Origin of the sequence: Streptomyces sp. NPDC021749 (assembly GCF_040640655.1) — a bacterium.
GTDB lineage: Bacteria > Actinomycetota > Actinomycetes > Streptomycetales > Streptomycetaceae > Streptomyces.
The window spans coordinates 26,934-42,341 of the sequence record NZ_JBFACE010000001.1 but is presented as its reverse complement, the minus strand read 5'-3'; the positions used below and the strand labels follow the sequence as shown (position 1 = coordinate 42,341).

Here is a 15,408-nt window from a genome sequence, read left to right as displayed (position 1 = left end):
CCCCCCCGGACGCCTCGCGCCGTCGGTCCTGCCGTCGTCCGCCGTCAGCCGGCGACGATCAGATAGATGCCGTAGGCCACCGCCGCCGCGCACAGGGCGAAGGCGACCAGCGCACCGGTCCGCGCGCCCGTCCCGGGCGCGGTCACGGCCGCCGCCTCGCCCTCCTGGACCGGCTTGCGGGAGGTGCCGACGATGCCGACGGTGAAGAGGCCCACCAGGCCGACCGTCACCACGAGGGTGACGCCGAAGACCTGGCCGAGAGCTGCCCAGTCGATGGTCATGGGGTTCCTTAGGTGAGAGCCGCTAGCGGGTGACCGTCGCGGCCTGGGCGCGCGGGGCGGAGGGGGAGGGGGTGTCGGTGGCGCCGGCCTGGGCCGGCACCTCGGCGTCGGTCCGGGTGTCGGCCGGCGCGACCGGGTGGCCGGCCGGGGGAGGGGAGACGGCGCGCAGCGCGGCGGTCACCACGCCCACCGGTTCGGCGGCCGGGCCCTCGTTGACGTTGGTGTGGTCGACCGGCTTGCGCCGGGAGGCGGCCCAGATCGCACCGCAGACGCCCAGTGCGAGGATCGCCACCGCGGCCACGCCCCAGGTGCCCTGACCGGTCAGGAACGCGGCGCCCGCGGCGACCGCACCGGCGGCCGGCAGCGTCAGGGCCCAGGCGGCGACCATCCGGCCGGCGGTGGACCAGCGCACCACGCCGCCCTTGCGGCCCAGGCCCGAGCCCATCACGGAGCCGGAGCAGACCTGGGTGGTGGAGAGCGCGAAGCCGAGGTGGGAGGAGGCCAGGATGGTGGCCGCGGCGCCGGTCTGGGCGGCGAAGCCCTGCGGCGGCTGGATGTCGGTGATGCCCTTGCCCATCGTGCGGATGATCCGCCAGCCGCCCAGGTACGTGCCGAGCGCGATGGCCAGACCGGCCGAGGCGATGACCCACAGCGGCGGATCGGCGTGCGGGGCGACGACCCCGCCGGTGATCAGCGCGAGGGTGATCACGCCCATGGTCTTCTGGGCGTCGTTCGTGCCGTGGGCGAGGGAGACCAGGGCGGCCGAGGCGATCTGCCCGGCGCGGTAGCCCTTGGCGGTGTCGGCCTCGTCGCGGCCGCGGGCCAGGCGGTAGGTGAGCCGGGTCGCCGCCATCGAGGCCAGGCCCGCGACGAACGGGGCGGCCACCGCCGGGATCAGGACCTTCATCACCACGGCCTCGCCGTGCACACCGTGGGTGCCGACGGACACCAGGGTGGCGCCGATGAGGCCGCCGAAGAGCGCGTGGGAGGAACTGGAGGGCAGGCCGGCGAGCCAGGTGACCAGGTTCCAGACGATCGCGCCGACCAGGCCGGCGAAGATCACCTCCGGTCTGATGCCGGAGGCTTCGTCGATGATGCCGCCGGAGATGGTCTTGGCCACCTCGACGGAGAGGAACGCGCCGACAAGATTGAGGACTGCCGACATCGCCACCGCGGTCTTGGGTCGCAATGCCCCGGTGGAAATGGTGGTGGCCATCGCGTTGGCCGTGTCGTGGAAGCCGTTCGTAAAGTCGAACACCAAGGCCGTGACGATCACGATCCCGATGAGAAGCGTGATGTGTTCCATTCACCCAGGCAATCAGTTCGAAGGTCAGTGTCGCTCGGAACGTACGGAGGGTGGGTGAACGGAAGGTGAACTGGGCCGGGCGTGGTGGTGACACCCCCGCACTGTTCACACGGAGATGCCTCCGCCGTCACTTTCGTCTCACCCGTTGGTGAAGTCCCTGGGCTACGCCGGTCCGTGGCCGGTCGTGCCGTGCATGACAATGCGAAGGTAACGGCTCAGTCGCGCAAGACGGTCGATCTCCGGCCAATCCCCCTCAGTCCACCAGGTATCCCCATATGGGGGATACCGGCCCGGCGGGCCCGCGGCGTACCCTTCTCCGGCCTGCTCGTACGGTGGCGCGCACTGCATCCGCACTCGCCGCACCGCGCCGGAGGACCTCATGAAGGACCGTTCCGACCAGCTCGCCGCCGCCTGGAGCGACCTGGTCGACACCGCCCGCAGAACCGTCGCCGACGGCCTGGTCGTCGGCACCTCGGGGAACGTCTCGTGCCGCCTGAAGGACCTGGTCCTGGTCACCCCCAGCGGCGTCCCCTACGACCGGCTCGGCCCCCGCGACACCACCGCCGTCGACCTCGAAGGACGCCAGATCATCGGCACCCTCCGGCCGACCAGCGAGCTCCCGATGCACCTGGCGGTCTACCGCAGCACCCCGGCCACCGCCGTCGTCCACACTCACGCCCCGCACGCCACCGCCGTCTCCACCCTCGTCCCCGAGCTCCCGCCGGTGCACTACATGGCCGCGGCGCTCGGCGGCCCGGTCCGCGTCGCCCCCTACGCGCTCTACGGCAGCGACGAGCTCGCCGGCCACATGCTGGAGGCGCTGCGCGACCGCACCGGCTGCCTGCTGCAGAACCACGGCACCCTCACCTACGGCGACAGCCTCGACCAGGCCTTCGACCGCACCGCCCAGCTGGAGTGGATGTCCCGGGTCTGGCTGCTCGCGCACTCCGTGCCCGGCTGCTCGCCCACCGTGCTGTCACCCGGGCAGCTCGACGCGGCCGGCGCCCGGCTGCGCGGCTACGGCCAGCCCAACGGCGCCCGCGGCTGACCGCACCCGGGACGGCGGCCGACGCAGCCGGCGGGCCGCCGCCCCGCCGTCACCCCGTCGACTCGGCCGAGTGGCCGCACCCGGCGCCGCCGCCCACACTGAGGGGGTGCGTCCGGTTACCGCGGCGGCCGTGGCCGTCCTCACCGTGGCCGGTGCCGGGGCGGCCGCCGTGGCGGTCGGCCGGTACGCCGGCAACATTGCCCTGAAACCATCCCCCGACCACCCCCTTCCGGGGGACTCCCGGCTCACCGTGCACTCAGCCGGCCAGGAGCGGATCGCCCTCACCCGCAGCCTGGCGTCCCTGCGACCCGGCACCTACGGCCTGAGCGGCGCCGGCTGCCACGCGGAGATCGGCTCCGTCGTCCACGGCGCCCCGCACCCCGCCGACGCCGTCGTCCGCCGCCTGGAGCGGGTCACCCACGGCACCCTGCGGCCCGGCATGCGGATGCGGCTCACCCCGCAGGTGCACAGCGGCAACCCCCGCGACGCCCTCGGCCTCGACTGCGCGGACGTCGACGTGCCCGGCGAACTCGGGCCGCTCCCCGCCTGGTTCGTCCCCGGCGTCCGCGACACCTGGGTCATCACCGCGCACGGCCTGGGCACCACCCGCGAACACCCCATGGTGGTCATGCCGTTCCTGCACCGCCACCGGCTGCCCGTCCTCGACCTGGCCTACCGCAACGACCCGGGCGCCCCGCGCACCACCGACGGCATCAACCACCTCGGCGACAGCGAATGGCGCGACCTGGACGCGGCGATCCGCTACGCCGTCCGCCACGGCGCCCGCGACGTCGTCCTGCACGGCTGGTCCGTCGGCGCCACCATGGCGTTGCGCGCCGCCACCCACTCCGCGCTGCGCGACCGGATCAGCGGACTGATCCTGGACTCGCCCGTCCTCGACCGGCACACCACCGTCCGCGCGCTGGCCGCCGCCCGGGGGGTCCCGCGCGCCCTGCTGCCGCTCGTCGTCCGGGCCGCCGAGGGCGTCACCGGGATGCCCGTCGACCGGCCCGCCGACGCCGCGGACCCGGCCGCCCTCAACGCGCCCACCCTGATCTTCCACGGCCCCGACGACCGGATCGCCCCCTGGGCGGCCTCCCGCGGTTTCGCCGCCCGCCGCCCCGACCTGGTCACCCTGCACGCCGTCCCGCACGCCCCGCACGCCGCGATGTGGAACGCCGACCCGGCCGGCTACGAGGAGGCCCTGCGCCGCTTCCTCATCCCCCTCATGTGAGGCCCCGTGCGGCGCCCGGTGTGCCGCTTCCGGTGCTGCTCCGGGCGCCGCCGGATGCGCCGCGGCCACGCCCGGCCCGGCCCCGGGCGGCCCGGTGACGCCCCGGCGTACGGAAGGACAACTCCCCCCATCCGGGATGGGTCGGCGCGATGACGGCGCCCCACCAGATCGCAAGCCGGGTTCCGATTGGGCTTTCGGGCCGTCAGCGGCAAGACTGCTCCTGTGACGTCCCGTACTCCGCGCGACTCCCGGCTCCGACTCGTCCCCCGTCAACCGGTTGCGGCCGCCCGCCGGGCAGTGACAACCCGGGCCAAGCGGCCGGCGCCCCGCCCGCCCGAGGGCACCCCGCCGCCCGCGGAACTGGCCCGCCAGGCCCGCGCCGTGCTGGCCGGCGCGGCCCGGCTCGCCCGCTGGGCCGACGGCACCGGCGCGGCCGGCGGCACCGGCGGTCTGCGGGCCGGCCCGGACGGCGCGCTGCCGCCGGCGGCGGTGGAACGCGCGGCGGACGCGCTGGCCCTGACGCCGCGGCAGGTGCGCACCGACTGGGACCTGGCCCGGCTCGCCGGACTCATCGAGCTGCACGACGGCCTGGTCCGCCCCGGCTGGCGGCTGCGCGCCTGGGACCGCGACGACACCGCCGTGCTGCGCGGCTGGGTCGCGCTCTTCGACGCCTGGTCGCTGGCCCGCCCCGCCCCGCCCGGCGCGGCCCCCGCGATCGTCGCCGAGGTCGTCGAGGCGCTGCCGCAGCTGCTCTCCCTGCTGCACCTGTCCGCCGGGCCGGTACGGCTGCCGGTCCTGCTCGACATGCTCGAACAGCGGGTCACCGAACTGCGCACGGAGCGCTGCGAGGTCCCCTACGGCCAGGACACCCCGGCCACTCCCGGCGCGCCGGACGCCCCAGGCGCCCCGCACCCGGCACCCGCCCCGGCCGACGGCGCCGCGGGGGCGTCGCTGGCCGAACTCCTGGGCTGGGCACTGGACGCCCTGCTGACCGTCGGCGCGCTGATGCCTTTGGAGGGTGCCGGCAAGGGCGGCGCCCACCAGGACGCACCTGACGCGGCCGAGGCGCAGCTCACCGCGCTGGGCAACTGGTCGGTGTGGGTCAAGCTGGAGCAGATCTGCGTCGCCGCGCAGAGCCCGGCCGGCAACATCGAGCAGTCCGCGGAGGCGATGCTGCGCGGCTGCGCCCGGCTGACCCCGGGACCGGCCCGCGCCGAGTACCGCGCCTGGCTCGCCGCCCGCTCCGTCGGCGCGGCCGTCGAGGAACTGCTGACCGTGGCCCGCGGCGAGGACGCGCTGCTGCGCGGCCTGGCCTTCGAGGCGCTGCGAGCCGTCGGCGCCCCCGCCGAACAGGCCGTACGCGCCGCCGCCGAGGAGCCCGTGCTGCGCCCGTACGCCCTGCTGTGGCTCGTCGAGCACGAGGGCGGCGACCCGGAGACCGCGCCGGACGTGCTCACCCGCGAGGAGTCGACCTGGCTGTGGGTGGACACCGCGGCGGCGGTCGCCGACCACGGGGAGACCCAGCTGCTGGTGCGCCACCTCGACTCGGCGGTCCAGGGCTCGGTGCCCCGCCTCCTCGAAGAGGTGCGCGCCGTCGGCCACCCGCGCACCGTCCAGGTACTGGTCGCGCTGGCCGCGGCCCATCCCGACCCGGCCCTCGCCAAGGCCGTGCGCCGGGCGGCGTTCCAGGTGCACACCGGCGGGGCCTGACCGCCGGCGGCCGGTGCCGGTCCGGACCAGGGGGTCAGGGCCCGGCACCGGCGGTGGCGACGGCCGGGGTGTAGGTGCCGAAGCTCCAGACGTTGCCCTCGGCGTCCCGGGCGAGGTACTCCCGCGAGCCGTACTCCATGTCGGTGGGCGGCAGCAGGATCTCCACGTCCGACCGCTCGGCGCGCCGGTAGTGGGCGTCGGTGTCCTCGACGCGGACGTAGACGCCGACCGGCCCGGCGTCCTCCATCGCCTCGGCGAAGACCCCGCCGCGCCCTTTCGAACCCACCATCACCGTGCCGTTGCCGTAGGAGAGTTCGGCATGCAGCACCAGGCCGTCCTCGGTCTCGTACTTCGCGCCGACGGCGAAGCCGAAGGCCTTCGTCAGCTGGGCGATGGCGGCCTGGGCGTCCTGGTAGAGCACCGTCGGGTACATCGTCGGGGTTCCTGACATCGTGATCACGTCCTTCCCTCAGCGGCTTCCTGTGTCTTGGATCACAGTCTTGCACCGGGGACCGACAACGCCCGCCCGCCGCTCGCGGAAGCCGCCGCAGCGCACGGCGTCGCCTGCGCCCCGCCGGGCGGGCGACCGGCCCCCGCCCCCGCCGGGCGGCCGGAAAAACTACTTGCACCGGCCCGTTAGACTGCCTCCCATGGCAGTTCTCCTCTGGGTTCATTAGACGGCGCAGCCCGCTCTCGGACCGTCCGTCCAATCCGCCGTCTTCCTGCCCTGGAGTTTTCCCGTGATCACCGCTTCCGGCATCGAGCTGCGCGCCGGCGCCCGCGTCCTCATCGAATCCGCCTCCTTCCGCATCGCCAAGGGCGACCGGATCGGCCTGGTCGGCCGTAACGGCGCCGGCAAGACCACCCTCACCAAGGTGCTGGCGGGGGAGGGCATCCCCGCCTCCGGCACGGTCACCCGCTCGGGACAGGTCGGCTATCTGCCGCAGGACCCGCGCACCGGCGACCTCGACGTCCTCGCCCGCGACCGCATCCTGTCCGCCCGCGATCTGGACACCGTGCTGCGCAAGATGCGCGAGAACGAGGACCGGATGGCCAACGGCAAGGGCGCCACCCGCGAAAAGGCGATGAAGAAGTACGAGCGCCTGGAGACCGAGTTCCTCACCAAGGGCGGGTACGCGGCCGAGGCGGAGGCCGCGACCATCGCGGCCAGCCTGGGCCTGCCCGACCGCATCCTCGGCCAGCCGCTGCACACCCTCTCCGGCGGTCAGCGGCGCCGCGTCGAGCTGGCCCGGATCCTCTTCTCGGACTCCGACATCCTGCTCCTCGACGAGCCGACCAACCACCTCGACGCCGACTCGATCGTCTGGCTGCGCGACTACCTCAAGACCTACCGCGGCGGCTTCATCGTCATCTCGCACGACGTCGACCTGGTCGAGACCGTGGTGAACAAGGTGTTCTACCTGGACGCCAACCGGTCCCAGATCGACGTCTACAACATGGGCTGGAAGCTCTACCAGCAGCAGCGCGAGGCCGACGAGAAGCGCCGCAAGCGCGAGCGGGCGAACGCCGAGAAGAAGGCCGCCGCGCTCAACTCCCAGGCCGACAAGATGCGGGCCAAGGCCACCAAGACCGTCGCCGCCCAGAACATGGCCCGGCGCGCCGAGAAGCTGCTCTCGGGCCTGGAGGAGGTGCGGGTCGCCGACAAGGTCGCCAAGCTGCGCTTCCCGGACCCGGCGCCGTGCGGCAAGACCCCGCTCACCGCCGAGGGCCTGTCGAAGTCCTACGGCTCCCTGGAGATCTTCACCGACGTCGACCTCGCCATCGACAAGGGCTCCCGGGTCGTCATCCTGGGCCTGAACGGCGCGGGCAAGACCACCCTGCTGCGGCTGCTGGCGGGCGTCGAGCAGCCGGACACCGGTGAGGTCCGCCCGGGCCACGGTCTCAAGCTCGGCTACTACGCCCAGGAGCACGAGACCCTGGACCCGGACCGCACGGTCCTGGAGAACATGCGCTCGGCCGCCCCGGACATGGACCTGGTCGCCATCCGCAAGACGCTGGGCTCCTTCCTCTTCTCCGGCGACGACGTCGACAAGCCCGCAGGGGTGCTCTCCGGCGGCGAGAAGACCCGGCTGGCGCTGGCCACGCTGGTGGTCTCGTCCGCCAATGTGCTGCTGCTCGACGAGCCCACCAACAACCTCGACCCGGCCAGCCGCGAGGAGATCCTCGGCGCGCTGCACACCTACGCGGGCGCGGTGGTCCTGGTGACGCACGACGAGGGCGCGGTGGACGCGCTCCAGCCGGAGCGGATCATCCTGCTGCCCGACGGCGTCGAGGACCTGTGGGGCCAGGACTACGCGGACCTGGTCGCCCTGGCCTGATCCGGGCGCCCGGCCCGGTGACCCCGGGCCGGGGCGTAGCGGCCTCCCGCGGTGCGCTCACGGCGGGAGGGATCATGCCGTCTGGATCATTCGGCCGACGTGTGATCCATCATCTGAGTGAGAACGGCTCATACACCGGCGTGCCTGCGCGCGGCGCCCGGTCCGCTCCGCCCCGGAGCGCCCCTTTTCGGCTGTACACCACCTGACCTGCCACTTCTCGTCCTGATCGGCGGACGCTCGGCCCGCGAGAAGAGCGGAATTGCACATTCCGGCCGCTCTGAGCGGGCCCGCGTCGGCGAAGGATGTCGGAGAAGCCTTGCGGAATGGGTGGCCAGGAAGCCGGGGAGGGGTGATCATGAGAGTCCAGAGCGCACTTCCCACGAGGAGGCACGGGTGGCCGAGACTCTGAAGAAGGGCAGCCGGGTGACCGGCGCCGCGCGCGAGAAGCTCGCGGCAGACCTGAAGAAGAAGTACGACTCCGGTGCGAGCATCCGGGCGCTGGCCGAGGAAACCGGCCGCTCCTACGGATTCGTGCACCGGATGCTCACCGAATCCGGCGTGGTGCTGCGCGGTCGCGGCGGAGCCACAAGGGGTAAGAAGGCCGCCGCGGTCTGACGGCCGCGTCTCCGGAGCAGCGGTGTCCCCCCGGTCGGCCGACCCGTCGGCCGGGAGGTTACCGTTCAGTCACTTACGCACGCACGTGCGGCTGGCTGACTCGGAGGCGCCTCATGACTCTGCTCGACAAGGACGGTGTGCGGCTCACCGTGGACGGCGACATCGCCACGGTGACCCTCGCCAATGCGGCCAAGCGCAATGCGCAGTCGCCGGCCATGTGGCGGGCGCTGGCCGAGGCGGGCTCGCTGCTGCCGGGCAACGTCCGGATCGCGGTACTGCGCGGTGAGGGCAAGTCCTTCTCCGCCGGCCTCGACCGGCAGGCGTTCACGCCCGAAGGCTTCGACGGCGAGCCGTCGTTCATCGATCTGGCACGCGGTGCGGACGACGCACTGGACGGCACGATCGCCGAGTACCAGGAAGCGTTCACCTGGTGGCGGCGGAACGACCTGGTGTCCATCGCCGCCGTCCAGGGGCACGCCATCGGCGCCGGCTTCCAGCTGGCGCTCGCCTGCGATCTGCGGGTGGCCGCCCAGGACGCCCAGTTCGCCATGCGGGAGACCAGCCTCGGGCTGGTCCCGGACCTGACCGGAACCCACCCCCTGGTCGGGCTGGTCGGCTACGCCCGGGCGCTGGAGATCTGCGCCACCGGGCGGTTCGTGCACGCCGACGAGGCCGCGCGGATCGGCCTGGCCAACCTCGTCGTGCCCGCGGACGAACTCGATGCCGCGGTGGCGGACCTGGCGGCCGCGCTGCTCGCGCCGCCGCGCGCCGCCGTCATCGAGACCAAGGCCCTGCTGGCGGGCGCCGCGGGCCGTACCTACGAGGAGCAGCGCCGCGCCGAGCGTGCCGCCCAGGCCCGCCGGCTGCGCGACCTCGCCGGCGTCGGCGACTAGGACACCGAGGCCGACGTATGTCCTGACGCGGCCCGGCCGGCCGCCGCACGGCACCCGGCCGGGCCGCGTCCGTCCCCGCGCCGGTTCCCGCCTCAGTCCCGCTCCACCGCCGTGACCAGCGCCGCGACCGTCTCCGGCGGGTCCGCCAGGGACGCCACCGCCTCCCGGACCGCGACGGCGACGTCCAGCGCGCGGTAGCCGGCCGCCACGGCCAGCTGGACCAGCACATGACCGTCGGTGCTCCGCACCGCCCGGGTCCGGCCGCCGAGCACCGGCGCCAGCCGGGCCACTCCGGACACCGCCAGCACCGCGGCGGCGATGCCCTCCGGGCCCTCCGCGGCCGCACCGGACGGCTCGGCCGTCACGGGCGGTTTCTCCGGGCGGACGGTGGTGAGCGCCGGCTCCGCCCCGCCCGCGCCGGCCTCGTCCTCCTCCAGCAGGCCCGTCACCCGCAGGTCCACCGCGGCCACCACCAGACCCAGCCCCTGCACCGACGTCTCCAGCAGCGCCGCCCGCACCTGGTCGGCGACCGCGGGCAGCGGCCGGTCGGCGACCGCGGCGAACTCGGCGCTGATCCGCAGCGGGCCCGGCGGCAGGGCGCTCGCCGGCGCGGGCACCGCCGGGGCGGGGGCGTGCGCCGGGTCGGCGACGGAGAGCCGCAGCGTGCCGAGCCGCACCCCGGCCGGTGTGCCGAGCGCCGCGCGCAGCGCGCCGGCGGCGGCCTGTTCGGTGATCCAGGACCCGTTCGCGGGCCCGCCCAGTGGCAGCACCCGGCCGATCCCGAGTTGCTGTCGTACCGTCTGCGCCAACTGCTCACCGGCCACCGCGTCACCCCTTTCGCTTCCCCGCCCCCAGCCTGCCGCAGACCGGCCCGTACGGCAGGGCGGTGCGGCGAACGGCGTCAGGGGGAGCACTCCGTTGCCGCATTCCCGGAGCGGCCGGGGCCGACCGCGCCTACGGTGAGAGCGAAACAGGCTGAAATCGGAAAAGTGAGGATCTAATCCCCTTCTTTCCGGAAAGGGACGTACGGTGATGACCGAGAGCCAGCAAGAGGACGGACCCAGGACGCCGGTCAAGCGCGGCGGCGGTGCCCCCGCGACCCGCGGACGGACCACCATCGCCGACGGCGTCGTGGAGAAGATCGCCGGCCTCGCGGCCCGGGACGTCGTCGGCGTGCACACCATGGGCAGCGGTCTGGCCCGCACGTTCGGCGCGGTCCGCGAGCGGGTGCCCGCGGCCGGGGGCCGCGGGGCGACCGCCAGCCGCGGGGTGAAGGCCGAGGTCGGCGAGGTGCAGACGGCGCTGGACCTGGAGATCGTGGTCGACTACGGCGTCGCGATCGCCGAGGTCGCGCGCAACGTCCGGGAGAACGTCATCGCGGCGGTGGAACGGATGACGGGCCTGGAGGTCGTCGAGGTGAACATCGCGGTCAGCGACGTCAAGCTCCCCGACGAATCGGACGAAGAAGAGGGAGCGGAGCCCCGGCTCCAGTGAGCGGGCCCGTCCGGAGTGGCAGCGAGGGAGCGCACGATGAGCATGGCTGTGGCCGGTCTTCTGGCCGGAATGGCGCTGGGCTTCGCCGGATACTTCGGCGGCTTCGGCGCGTTCGTACTGGTGGCGGCGCTGGGCGCGGTCGGGTTCGTGGCGGGCCGGATCCTCGACGGGGACGTGGAGGCCCGCGAGTTCTTCCGCGCGCGCACCGGCGAGCGCGAAGAACGGCGGCGGTGATCCGGGGTGGCGACGGTGTCCCCGCCCACCGCTGCCGCTGACGTACCGGCGGGCGAGCGGGGCGCGACGCGGATCGCGGACCGGGTGGTGGCGAAGATCGCCGCGCGGTCCGCCCGCGAGGCGCTGCGCGCGGAATCCCCGCAGGACCGTACGGACGCGCACGCCACGGTGACCGTCCACCGCCGCGAGGACCTGGCGCACTTCGGCGAGGCGCGGGTCCGGATCGCGGTGGAGCTGGGCTACCCCTCGGACATCGGCGCGCAGTGCGCTGCGGTGCGCAGGCGGGTGACCGAGCGTGTGGCGGAGTTGGCGAACATGACGGTTCCCGAGGTCGGCGTGGAGGTCGAGCGGCTGCACTCCGCACTGCTGGAGGGCCGGGGCCGGGAGAGGGTGCGATGAGCGACGACGACGCGGAGCCGGCGGACACCCGACGGCTGCCCACGCTGGAGAAGCCGCCGGGCGGATCGGCCCGTTCCGCCACCGGCGCCACCGCCACCGGTGCCGCGGACGGCGGCCGCACCGGTCGTTTCTGGTCGTCCCGCCGGGTCCCGGCCGCACTGGTCGCTGCCGTGCTGCTGGCCGCCGCGGGCCTTCTCCTCTACGACGTCGCCGCGGTGCGCGCGGACCGCTCCGCGATGGTCTGGCGCAAGTGGCTGGCCCGGGAACTGGCCACCCGTCACCTCGACGACACCTACGTGCTGGCCGCCGCGGCGCTGGTGGCGGCGGTGGGCCTGTGGCTGATCGTGCTCGCCGTCACTCCCGGGCTGCGCCGGATGCTGCCGATGCGGCCGGTGGCCCCGGACGTCCGGGCCGGCCTCGACCGCCCGGCCGCCGCACTGATCCTGCGCGACCGCGCCATGGAGGTCGCCGGTGTGCAGTCGGTACGGATGAGCGTCGGCCGGCACCGGGCCAGGGCGCGGGCGGTCTCCCACTTCCGCGAACTGGACGAGGTCCGCGCCGACCTCGACGCCGCACTCGGCGTGGGCCTCGACCAGCTGGGCCTGGCCCACAGGCCGCGGCTGACCGTGCACGTCCGGCGTCCGAAGAAGAGGTGAGTGCGATGCGCCGGACCCGCAGAACGGCCAACCGGGTGCTCCTCGGCCTGATCGGTGTGGTGCTGTTCGGCGCCGGCGGGCTGGTGCTGCTGGGCGGGCTGGACCTGCCCGCGGCCTGGCACCTCGGGCTGCCGGCCGGCTGGCCCTGGTCCCATCCCGGCGACGTCCTGCTCACCGCGTACCAGCGCACCCGCTGGACGGGCCAGGGCTGGTTCTGGCCGGTGGTGATCGCCGGCCTGGCCGTCCTCGTGCTGCTCCTGCTGTGGTGGCTGCTGGCCCAGTTCCGGCGCCACCGGCTCGGCGAGCTCCTCGTCGACAGCGGCGACGGCGAGGGCGCGGAGCTGCGCGGGCGGGCGCTGGAGGCGGTGCTCACCGCCGAGACCGAGGCGCTGGACGGCGTCGACCGGGCCACCGTACGGCTCACCGGCCGCCGCACCGACCCCCGCATCCGCGCGGTCCTCGCGCTCGCCCCGCACGCCGACCCCGGCAAGGTCCTCGGCCGGCTGTCCGACGAGACGATGACGCACGCCCGGCGCTCGGCGGGGCTCGACCGGCTGCCGGCCGAGGTCCGGCTCCGCGAGGTCAAGCACCGCCCCGAACGCGTCACTTGAGGCCGGGGCGGGTCGCCGCCCGCCCCTCAGAAGCCGTGCCGGGCCCCGCCGTCGACCGGCACCATCACTCCGGACACGTACGACGCGGCCGGCGACAGCAGGAACGCCGCGACCCGGCCGAACTCCGCGGGCGTGCCGTACCGGCCCAGCGGGATCTTTGCGGAGTTACGGGCCCGGGCGCCCTCCGGGTCGCCGGAGAGCGCGTCGAGCTGGGTCATCCGGTCGGTGGCGATCCGGCCGGGCAGCACACCGAGGACCCGGATGCCGCGCGGCCCCACCTCGTTGGCGAGCGACTTCGCGAAACCGGCCAGACCGGGCCGCAGTCCGTTGGAGACGGTCAGGCCGGCGATCGGCTCGTACACCGAGCCGGACAGCACGAAGCCGATCACGCCGCCCTCGTCCAGCTCGGCGGCGGCCGCCCGGGCCAGCCGCACCGCGCCGAGAAAGACCGACTCGAACGCCGCCTGCCACTGCTCGTCGGTGTTGGCCGCCGCCGTCCCCGGCGGCGGCCCGCCCACGCTGATCAGCACGCCGTCCAGCCGGCCGAAGCGCTCGCGGGCCGCCGCCACCAGACGGGCCGGGGTGTCCGCCGCGGCGTTGTCGGCCGCCACCCCCACGGCGCGGTCGCCCAGCGCGGCGGCGGCCTCGGCGGCGCTCTCCTCGGTGCGTCCGCTGATCACGACGTTCGCGCCGTCGGCGACGAGTTCACGGGCGGTGGCGAAACCCAGGCCACGGGTCGCCCCGGTGACGAGGTACGTCCGGTCGGTGAGTCCAAGATCCATGGCCCTAGTCTGCCTCCGACCCGTCCAGCAGCCCGAAGGCGGTCCCCACCAGCCCGATGTGGCTGAACGCCTGCGGGTAGTTCCCCAGCTGGCGGCCGGCCGCCGGGTCGTACTCCTCCGCGAGCAGCCCCACGTCGTTGCGGAGCGACAGCAGCCGTTCGAAGAGCTGCGCCGCCTCGTCCCGCCGGCCGCTCATCCGCAGCGCGTCGGCGAGCCAGAACGAGCAGACCAGGAACGTGCCCTCACCGCCCGGCAGCCCGTCGACCGAGCCCCCGTCGGTGGTGTAGCGGCGCACCAGGCCCTCGTGCGTCAGCTCCCGGCGCACCGCCTCGATGGTGCCCCGCACCCGCGGGTCGTCACCGGGCAGGAAGCCCACCCGGGGGATCAGCAGGGTCGCCGCGTCCAGGTCCCGGGTCTCGTAGGACTGGGTGAAGGTGCCGCGCTCGGCGTCGTAGCCCCGCTCGCACACCTCCCGGTGCACCTCGTCGCGCATCGCCCGCCAGCGGTCGACATCGCCGCCCAGCTTCGGGTTCGCCTCCAGGGCCTTGACCGCCCGGTCGGCCGCCACCCACGCCATGACCTTGGAGTGCACGAAGTGCCGGCGCGGCCCGCGGATCTCCCACAGCCCCTCGTCGGGGTCGCGCCAGTTGGACTCCAGGTACTCCATCAGCGACCGCTGGATGCTCCAGGCGTGCGGTTCGGCCGGCAGACCGGCGGTGCGGGCGAGGTGGAAGGAGTCCAGCACCTCCCCGTAGACGTCCAGCTGGCGCTGGTCGACGGCGCCGTTGCCGATCCGCACCGGCGCGGAGTCGCAGTAGCCGGTCAGCCACTGCACCTCGTACTCCGGCAGCCGCCGCTCCCCGGCCAGCCCGTACATGATCTGCAGGTCGTCCGGGGCGCCGGCCACCGCCCGCAGCAGCCAGTCCCGCCAGGCGCCGGCCTCGTCCAGATAGCCGGCGGAGAGCAGGGAGTTCAGGGTCAGGCTGGCGTCGCGCAGCCAGCAGTAGCGGTAGTCCCAGTTGCGCACCCCGCCGAGCTCCTCGGGCAGCGAGGTGGTGGGCGCGGCGACGATACCGCCGGTGGGCGCGTAGGTGAGGGCCTTGAGGGTGATCAGCGAGCGGACCACCGCCTCGCGGTACGGCCCGTCGTAGCGGCACCGCGCGGCCCAGGCCTGCCAGTCCTCCAGCGTGTCGTCCAGCGCGCCGAACGGCTCGATCTGGTCCGGCCGCGGCTCGTGCGAGGGGTGCCAGGTCAGCACGAAGGCGGTGCGCTCGCCCTCGGCGACGGTGAAGTCCGAGCGGGTGCTGAGGTCCTTGCCGTAGGTGTGGCTCTGCTCCGGGGTGCGCAGCCATACGGAGTCCGGGCCGGCGATCGCCACCCGGCAGCCCTCGGTGGCCCGCACCCAGGGCACCACCCGCCCGTAGTCGAACCGCAGCCGCAGCGTCCCGCGCATCTCGACGCGGCCCTGGAGGCCCTCCACGATCCGTACGACATCGGGCTGGACGTCGCGCTGCGGCATGAAGTCGGTGACCTTCACGCGGCCGGTCGGGGTCTCCCAGACGGTGTCGAGGATCAGTGACTCGCCGCGGTACGAGCGGTGGGCGCGGGCCTCGGACGCCTGCGGGGCCAGCCGCCAGTGGCCGTTGTCCTTGTCGCCGAGGAGGGCCGCGAAGCAGGCGGGCGAGTCGAAGCGGGGCAGGCACAGCCAGTCGATCGAGCCGTCGCGGCTGACGAGCGCGGCGGACTGCAGGTCCCCGATGAGCGCGTAGTCCTCGATATGTGGGTGCACGCAGCTCGCCTTCCCGC

At 74.4% G+C, this 15,408-nt stretch carries 17 protein-coding genes; 11 read left to right on the top strand and 6 right to left on the bottom strand.

What is annotated here, in order from left to right; translation table 11 throughout:
* Positions 1–44 precede the first annotated feature (44 nt).
* Together AB0G35_RS00225 and AB0G35_RS00220 are read right to left on the bottom strand one after the other, a co-directional pair.
* Positions 45–281 carry a hypothetical protein gene (locus tag AB0G35_RS00225; protein ID WP_360941188.1) on the bottom strand — a complete coding sequence of 79 codons (237 nt, stop codon included), beginning with the start codon at positions 279–281 and terminating at the stop codon, positions 45–47.
* Between the two features lie 22 nt (positions 282–303).
* Positions 304–1,587 carry an inorganic phosphate transporter gene (locus AB0G35_RS00220; protein ID WP_360941185.1) on the bottom strand — a complete coding sequence of 428 codons (1,284 nt, stop codon included), beginning with the start codon at positions 1,585–1,587 and terminating at the stop codon, positions 304–306.
* Positions 1,588–1,966: 379 nt separating this feature from the next.
* Here AB0G35_RS00220 and AB0G35_RS00215 point away from each other — a divergent pair, with 379 nt between their 5' ends.
* The 3 genes from AB0G35_RS00215 to AB0G35_RS00205 all read left to right on the top strand — a co-directional run bounded on the left by AB0G35_RS00215 (position 1,967) and on the right by AB0G35_RS00205 (position 5,579).
* Positions 1,967–2,635: a class II aldolase/adducin family protein gene (locus AB0G35_RS00215; protein ID WP_360941182.1), complete on the top strand. Its 669-nt coding sequence runs from the start codon at positions 1,967–1,969 to the stop codon at positions 2,633–2,635.
* 106 nt (positions 2,636–2,741) lie between these two features.
* The gene (locus AB0G35_RS00210; RefSeq protein WP_360941179.1) at positions 2,742–3,869 is read left to right on the top strand and encodes a hypothetical protein; all 1,128 of its coding nucleotides are present in this window, start codon (positions 2,742–2,744) and stop codon (positions 3,867–3,869) included.
* 222 nt (positions 3,870–4,091) lie between these two features.
* Positions 4,092–5,579 (top strand): hypothetical protein, encoded by a 1,488-nt coding sequence (locus AB0G35_RS00205; RefSeq protein ID WP_360941176.1) that lies wholly within the window; start codon positions 4,092–4,094, stop codon positions 5,577–5,579.
* A gap of 34 nt (positions 5,580–5,613) precedes the next feature.
* Here the strand turns inward: AB0G35_RS00205 and AB0G35_RS00200 are convergent, their stop codons facing one another.
* Positions 5,614–6,030 (bottom strand): VOC family protein, encoded by a 417-nt coding sequence (locus AB0G35_RS00200; RefSeq protein WP_360941173.1) that lies wholly within the window; start codon positions 6,028–6,030, stop codon positions 5,614–5,616.
* A 289-nt stretch (positions 6,031–6,319) separates the two neighbouring features.
* Here AB0G35_RS00200 and AB0G35_RS00195 point away from each other — a divergent pair, with 289 nt between their 5' ends.
* From AB0G35_RS00195 to AB0G35_RS00185, 3 genes are all read left to right on the top strand, one after another.
* Complete coding sequence (locus AB0G35_RS00195) at positions 6,320–7,918, top strand: ABC-F family ATP-binding cassette domain-containing protein (RefSeq protein WP_360941170.1); 1,599 nt, start codon at positions 6,320–6,322, stop codon at positions 7,916–7,918.
* Positions 7,919–8,311: 393 nt separating this feature from the next.
* Positions 8,312–8,533 carry a helix-turn-helix domain-containing protein gene (locus AB0G35_RS00190; protein WP_360941167.1) on the top strand — a complete coding sequence of 74 codons (222 nt, stop codon included), beginning with the start codon at positions 8,312–8,314 and terminating at the stop codon, positions 8,531–8,533.
* A gap of 113 nt (positions 8,534–8,646) precedes the next feature.
* A complete protein-coding gene (locus tag AB0G35_RS00185) occupies positions 8,647–9,426 on the top strand; it encodes an enoyl-CoA hydratase/isomerase family protein (RefSeq protein ID WP_360941164.1) in 780 nt (259 codons plus the stop codon).
* A 92-nt stretch (positions 9,427–9,518) separates the two neighbouring features.
* On the opposite strand, the gene AB0G35_RS00180 is transcribed toward AB0G35_RS00185, so the two are convergent.
* Positions 9,519–10,250 carry a hypothetical protein gene (locus AB0G35_RS00180; RefSeq protein ID WP_360941161.1) on the bottom strand — a complete coding sequence of 244 codons (732 nt, stop codon included), beginning with the start codon at positions 10,248–10,250 and terminating at the stop codon, positions 9,519–9,521.
* 208 nt (positions 10,251–10,458) lie between these two features.
* Here AB0G35_RS00180 and AB0G35_RS00175 point away from each other — a divergent pair, with 208 nt between their 5' ends.
* Genes AB0G35_RS00175 through amaP form a run of 5 tightly spaced genes read left to right on the top strand, consistent with a single transcriptional unit; the run spans position 10,459 to position 12,820 of the window.
* A complete protein-coding gene (locus AB0G35_RS00175; protein WP_360941158.1) occupies positions 10,459–10,920 on the top strand; it encodes an Asp23/Gls24 family envelope stress response protein in 462 nt (153 codons plus the stop codon).
* 36 nt (positions 10,921–10,956) lie between these two features.
* Positions 10,957–11,154, top strand: a complete 198-nt coding sequence (locus tag AB0G35_RS00170) for a hypothetical protein (protein WP_360941155.1) — start codon at positions 10,957–10,959, stop codon at positions 11,152–11,154.
* A gap of 6 nt (positions 11,155–11,160) precedes the next feature.
* A complete protein-coding gene (locus tag AB0G35_RS00165; protein WP_360941152.1) occupies positions 11,161–11,553 on the top strand; it encodes a hypothetical protein in 393 nt (130 codons plus the stop codon).
* Positions 11,550–12,209, top strand: a complete 660-nt coding sequence (locus AB0G35_RS00160; protein ID WP_360941149.1) for a DUF6286 domain-containing protein — start codon at positions 11,550–11,552, stop codon at positions 12,207–12,209. The genes AB0G35_RS00165 and AB0G35_RS00160 overlap by 4 nt, the downstream gene beginning before the upstream one ends.
* Before the next feature lie 5 nt (positions 12,210–12,214).
* Positions 12,215–12,820, top strand: a complete 606-nt coding sequence (amaP, locus tag AB0G35_RS00155; RefSeq protein ID WP_360942031.1) for an alkaline shock response membrane anchor protein AmaP — start codon at positions 12,215–12,217, stop codon at positions 12,818–12,820.
* A gap of 26 nt (positions 12,821–12,846) precedes the next feature.
* Here the strand turns inward: amaP and AB0G35_RS00150 are convergent, their stop codons facing one another.
* Both AB0G35_RS00150 and AB0G35_RS00145 read right to left on the bottom strand, forming a co-directional pair.
* A complete protein-coding gene (locus AB0G35_RS00150; RefSeq protein ID WP_360941146.1) occupies positions 12,847–13,602 on the bottom strand; it encodes an SDR family oxidoreductase in 756 nt (251 codons plus the stop codon).
* A gap of 4 nt (positions 13,603–13,606) precedes the next feature.
* Positions 13,607–15,391, bottom strand: a complete 1,785-nt coding sequence (locus AB0G35_RS00145; RefSeq protein ID WP_360941143.1) for a glycoside hydrolase family 15 protein — start codon at positions 15,389–15,391, stop codon at positions 13,607–13,609.
* Between the last annotated feature and the right edge of the window lie 17 nt (positions 15,392–15,408).

Excerpts from the sequence above, each read along its gene's own strand:
- AB0G35_RS00225 (WP_360941188.1), bottom strand. The coding sequence starts at position 281 with ATGACCATCGACTGGGCAGCTCTCGGCCAGGTCTTCGGCGTCACCCTC.
- AB0G35_RS00220 (WP_360941185.1), bottom strand. The coding sequence starts at position 1,587 with ATGGAACACATCACGCTTCTCATCGGGATCGTGATCGTCACGGCCTTG.
- AB0G35_RS00215 (WP_360941182.1), top strand. The coding sequence starts at position 1,967 with ATGAAGGACCGTTCCGACCAGCTCGCCGCCGCCTGGAGCGACCTGGTC.
- AB0G35_RS00200 (WP_360941173.1), bottom strand. The coding sequence starts at position 6,030 with ATGTCAGGAACCCCGACGATGTACCCGACGGTGCTCTACCAGGACGCC.
- AB0G35_RS00185 (WP_360941164.1), top strand. The coding sequence starts at position 8,647 with ATGACTCTGCTCGACAAGGACGGTGTGCGGCTCACCGTGGACGGCGAC.
- AB0G35_RS00175 (WP_360941158.1), top strand. The coding sequence starts at position 10,459 with ATGACCGAGAGCCAGCAAGAGGACGGACCCAGGACGCCGGTCAAGCGC.
- AB0G35_RS00170 (WP_360941155.1), top strand. The coding sequence starts at position 10,957 with ATGAGCATGGCTGTGGCCGGTCTTCTGGCCGGAATGGCGCTGGGCTTC.
- AB0G35_RS00160 (WP_360941149.1), top strand. The coding sequence starts at position 11,550 with ATGAGCGACGACGACGCGGAGCCGGCGGACACCCGACGGCTGCCCACG.
- amaP (WP_360942031.1), top strand. The coding sequence starts at position 12,215 with ATGCGCCGGACCCGCAGAACGGCCAACCGGGTGCTCCTCGGCCTGATC.
- AB0G35_RS00150 (WP_360941146.1), bottom strand. The coding sequence starts at position 13,602 with ATGGATCTTGGACTCACCGACCGGACGTACCTCGTCACCGGGGCGACC.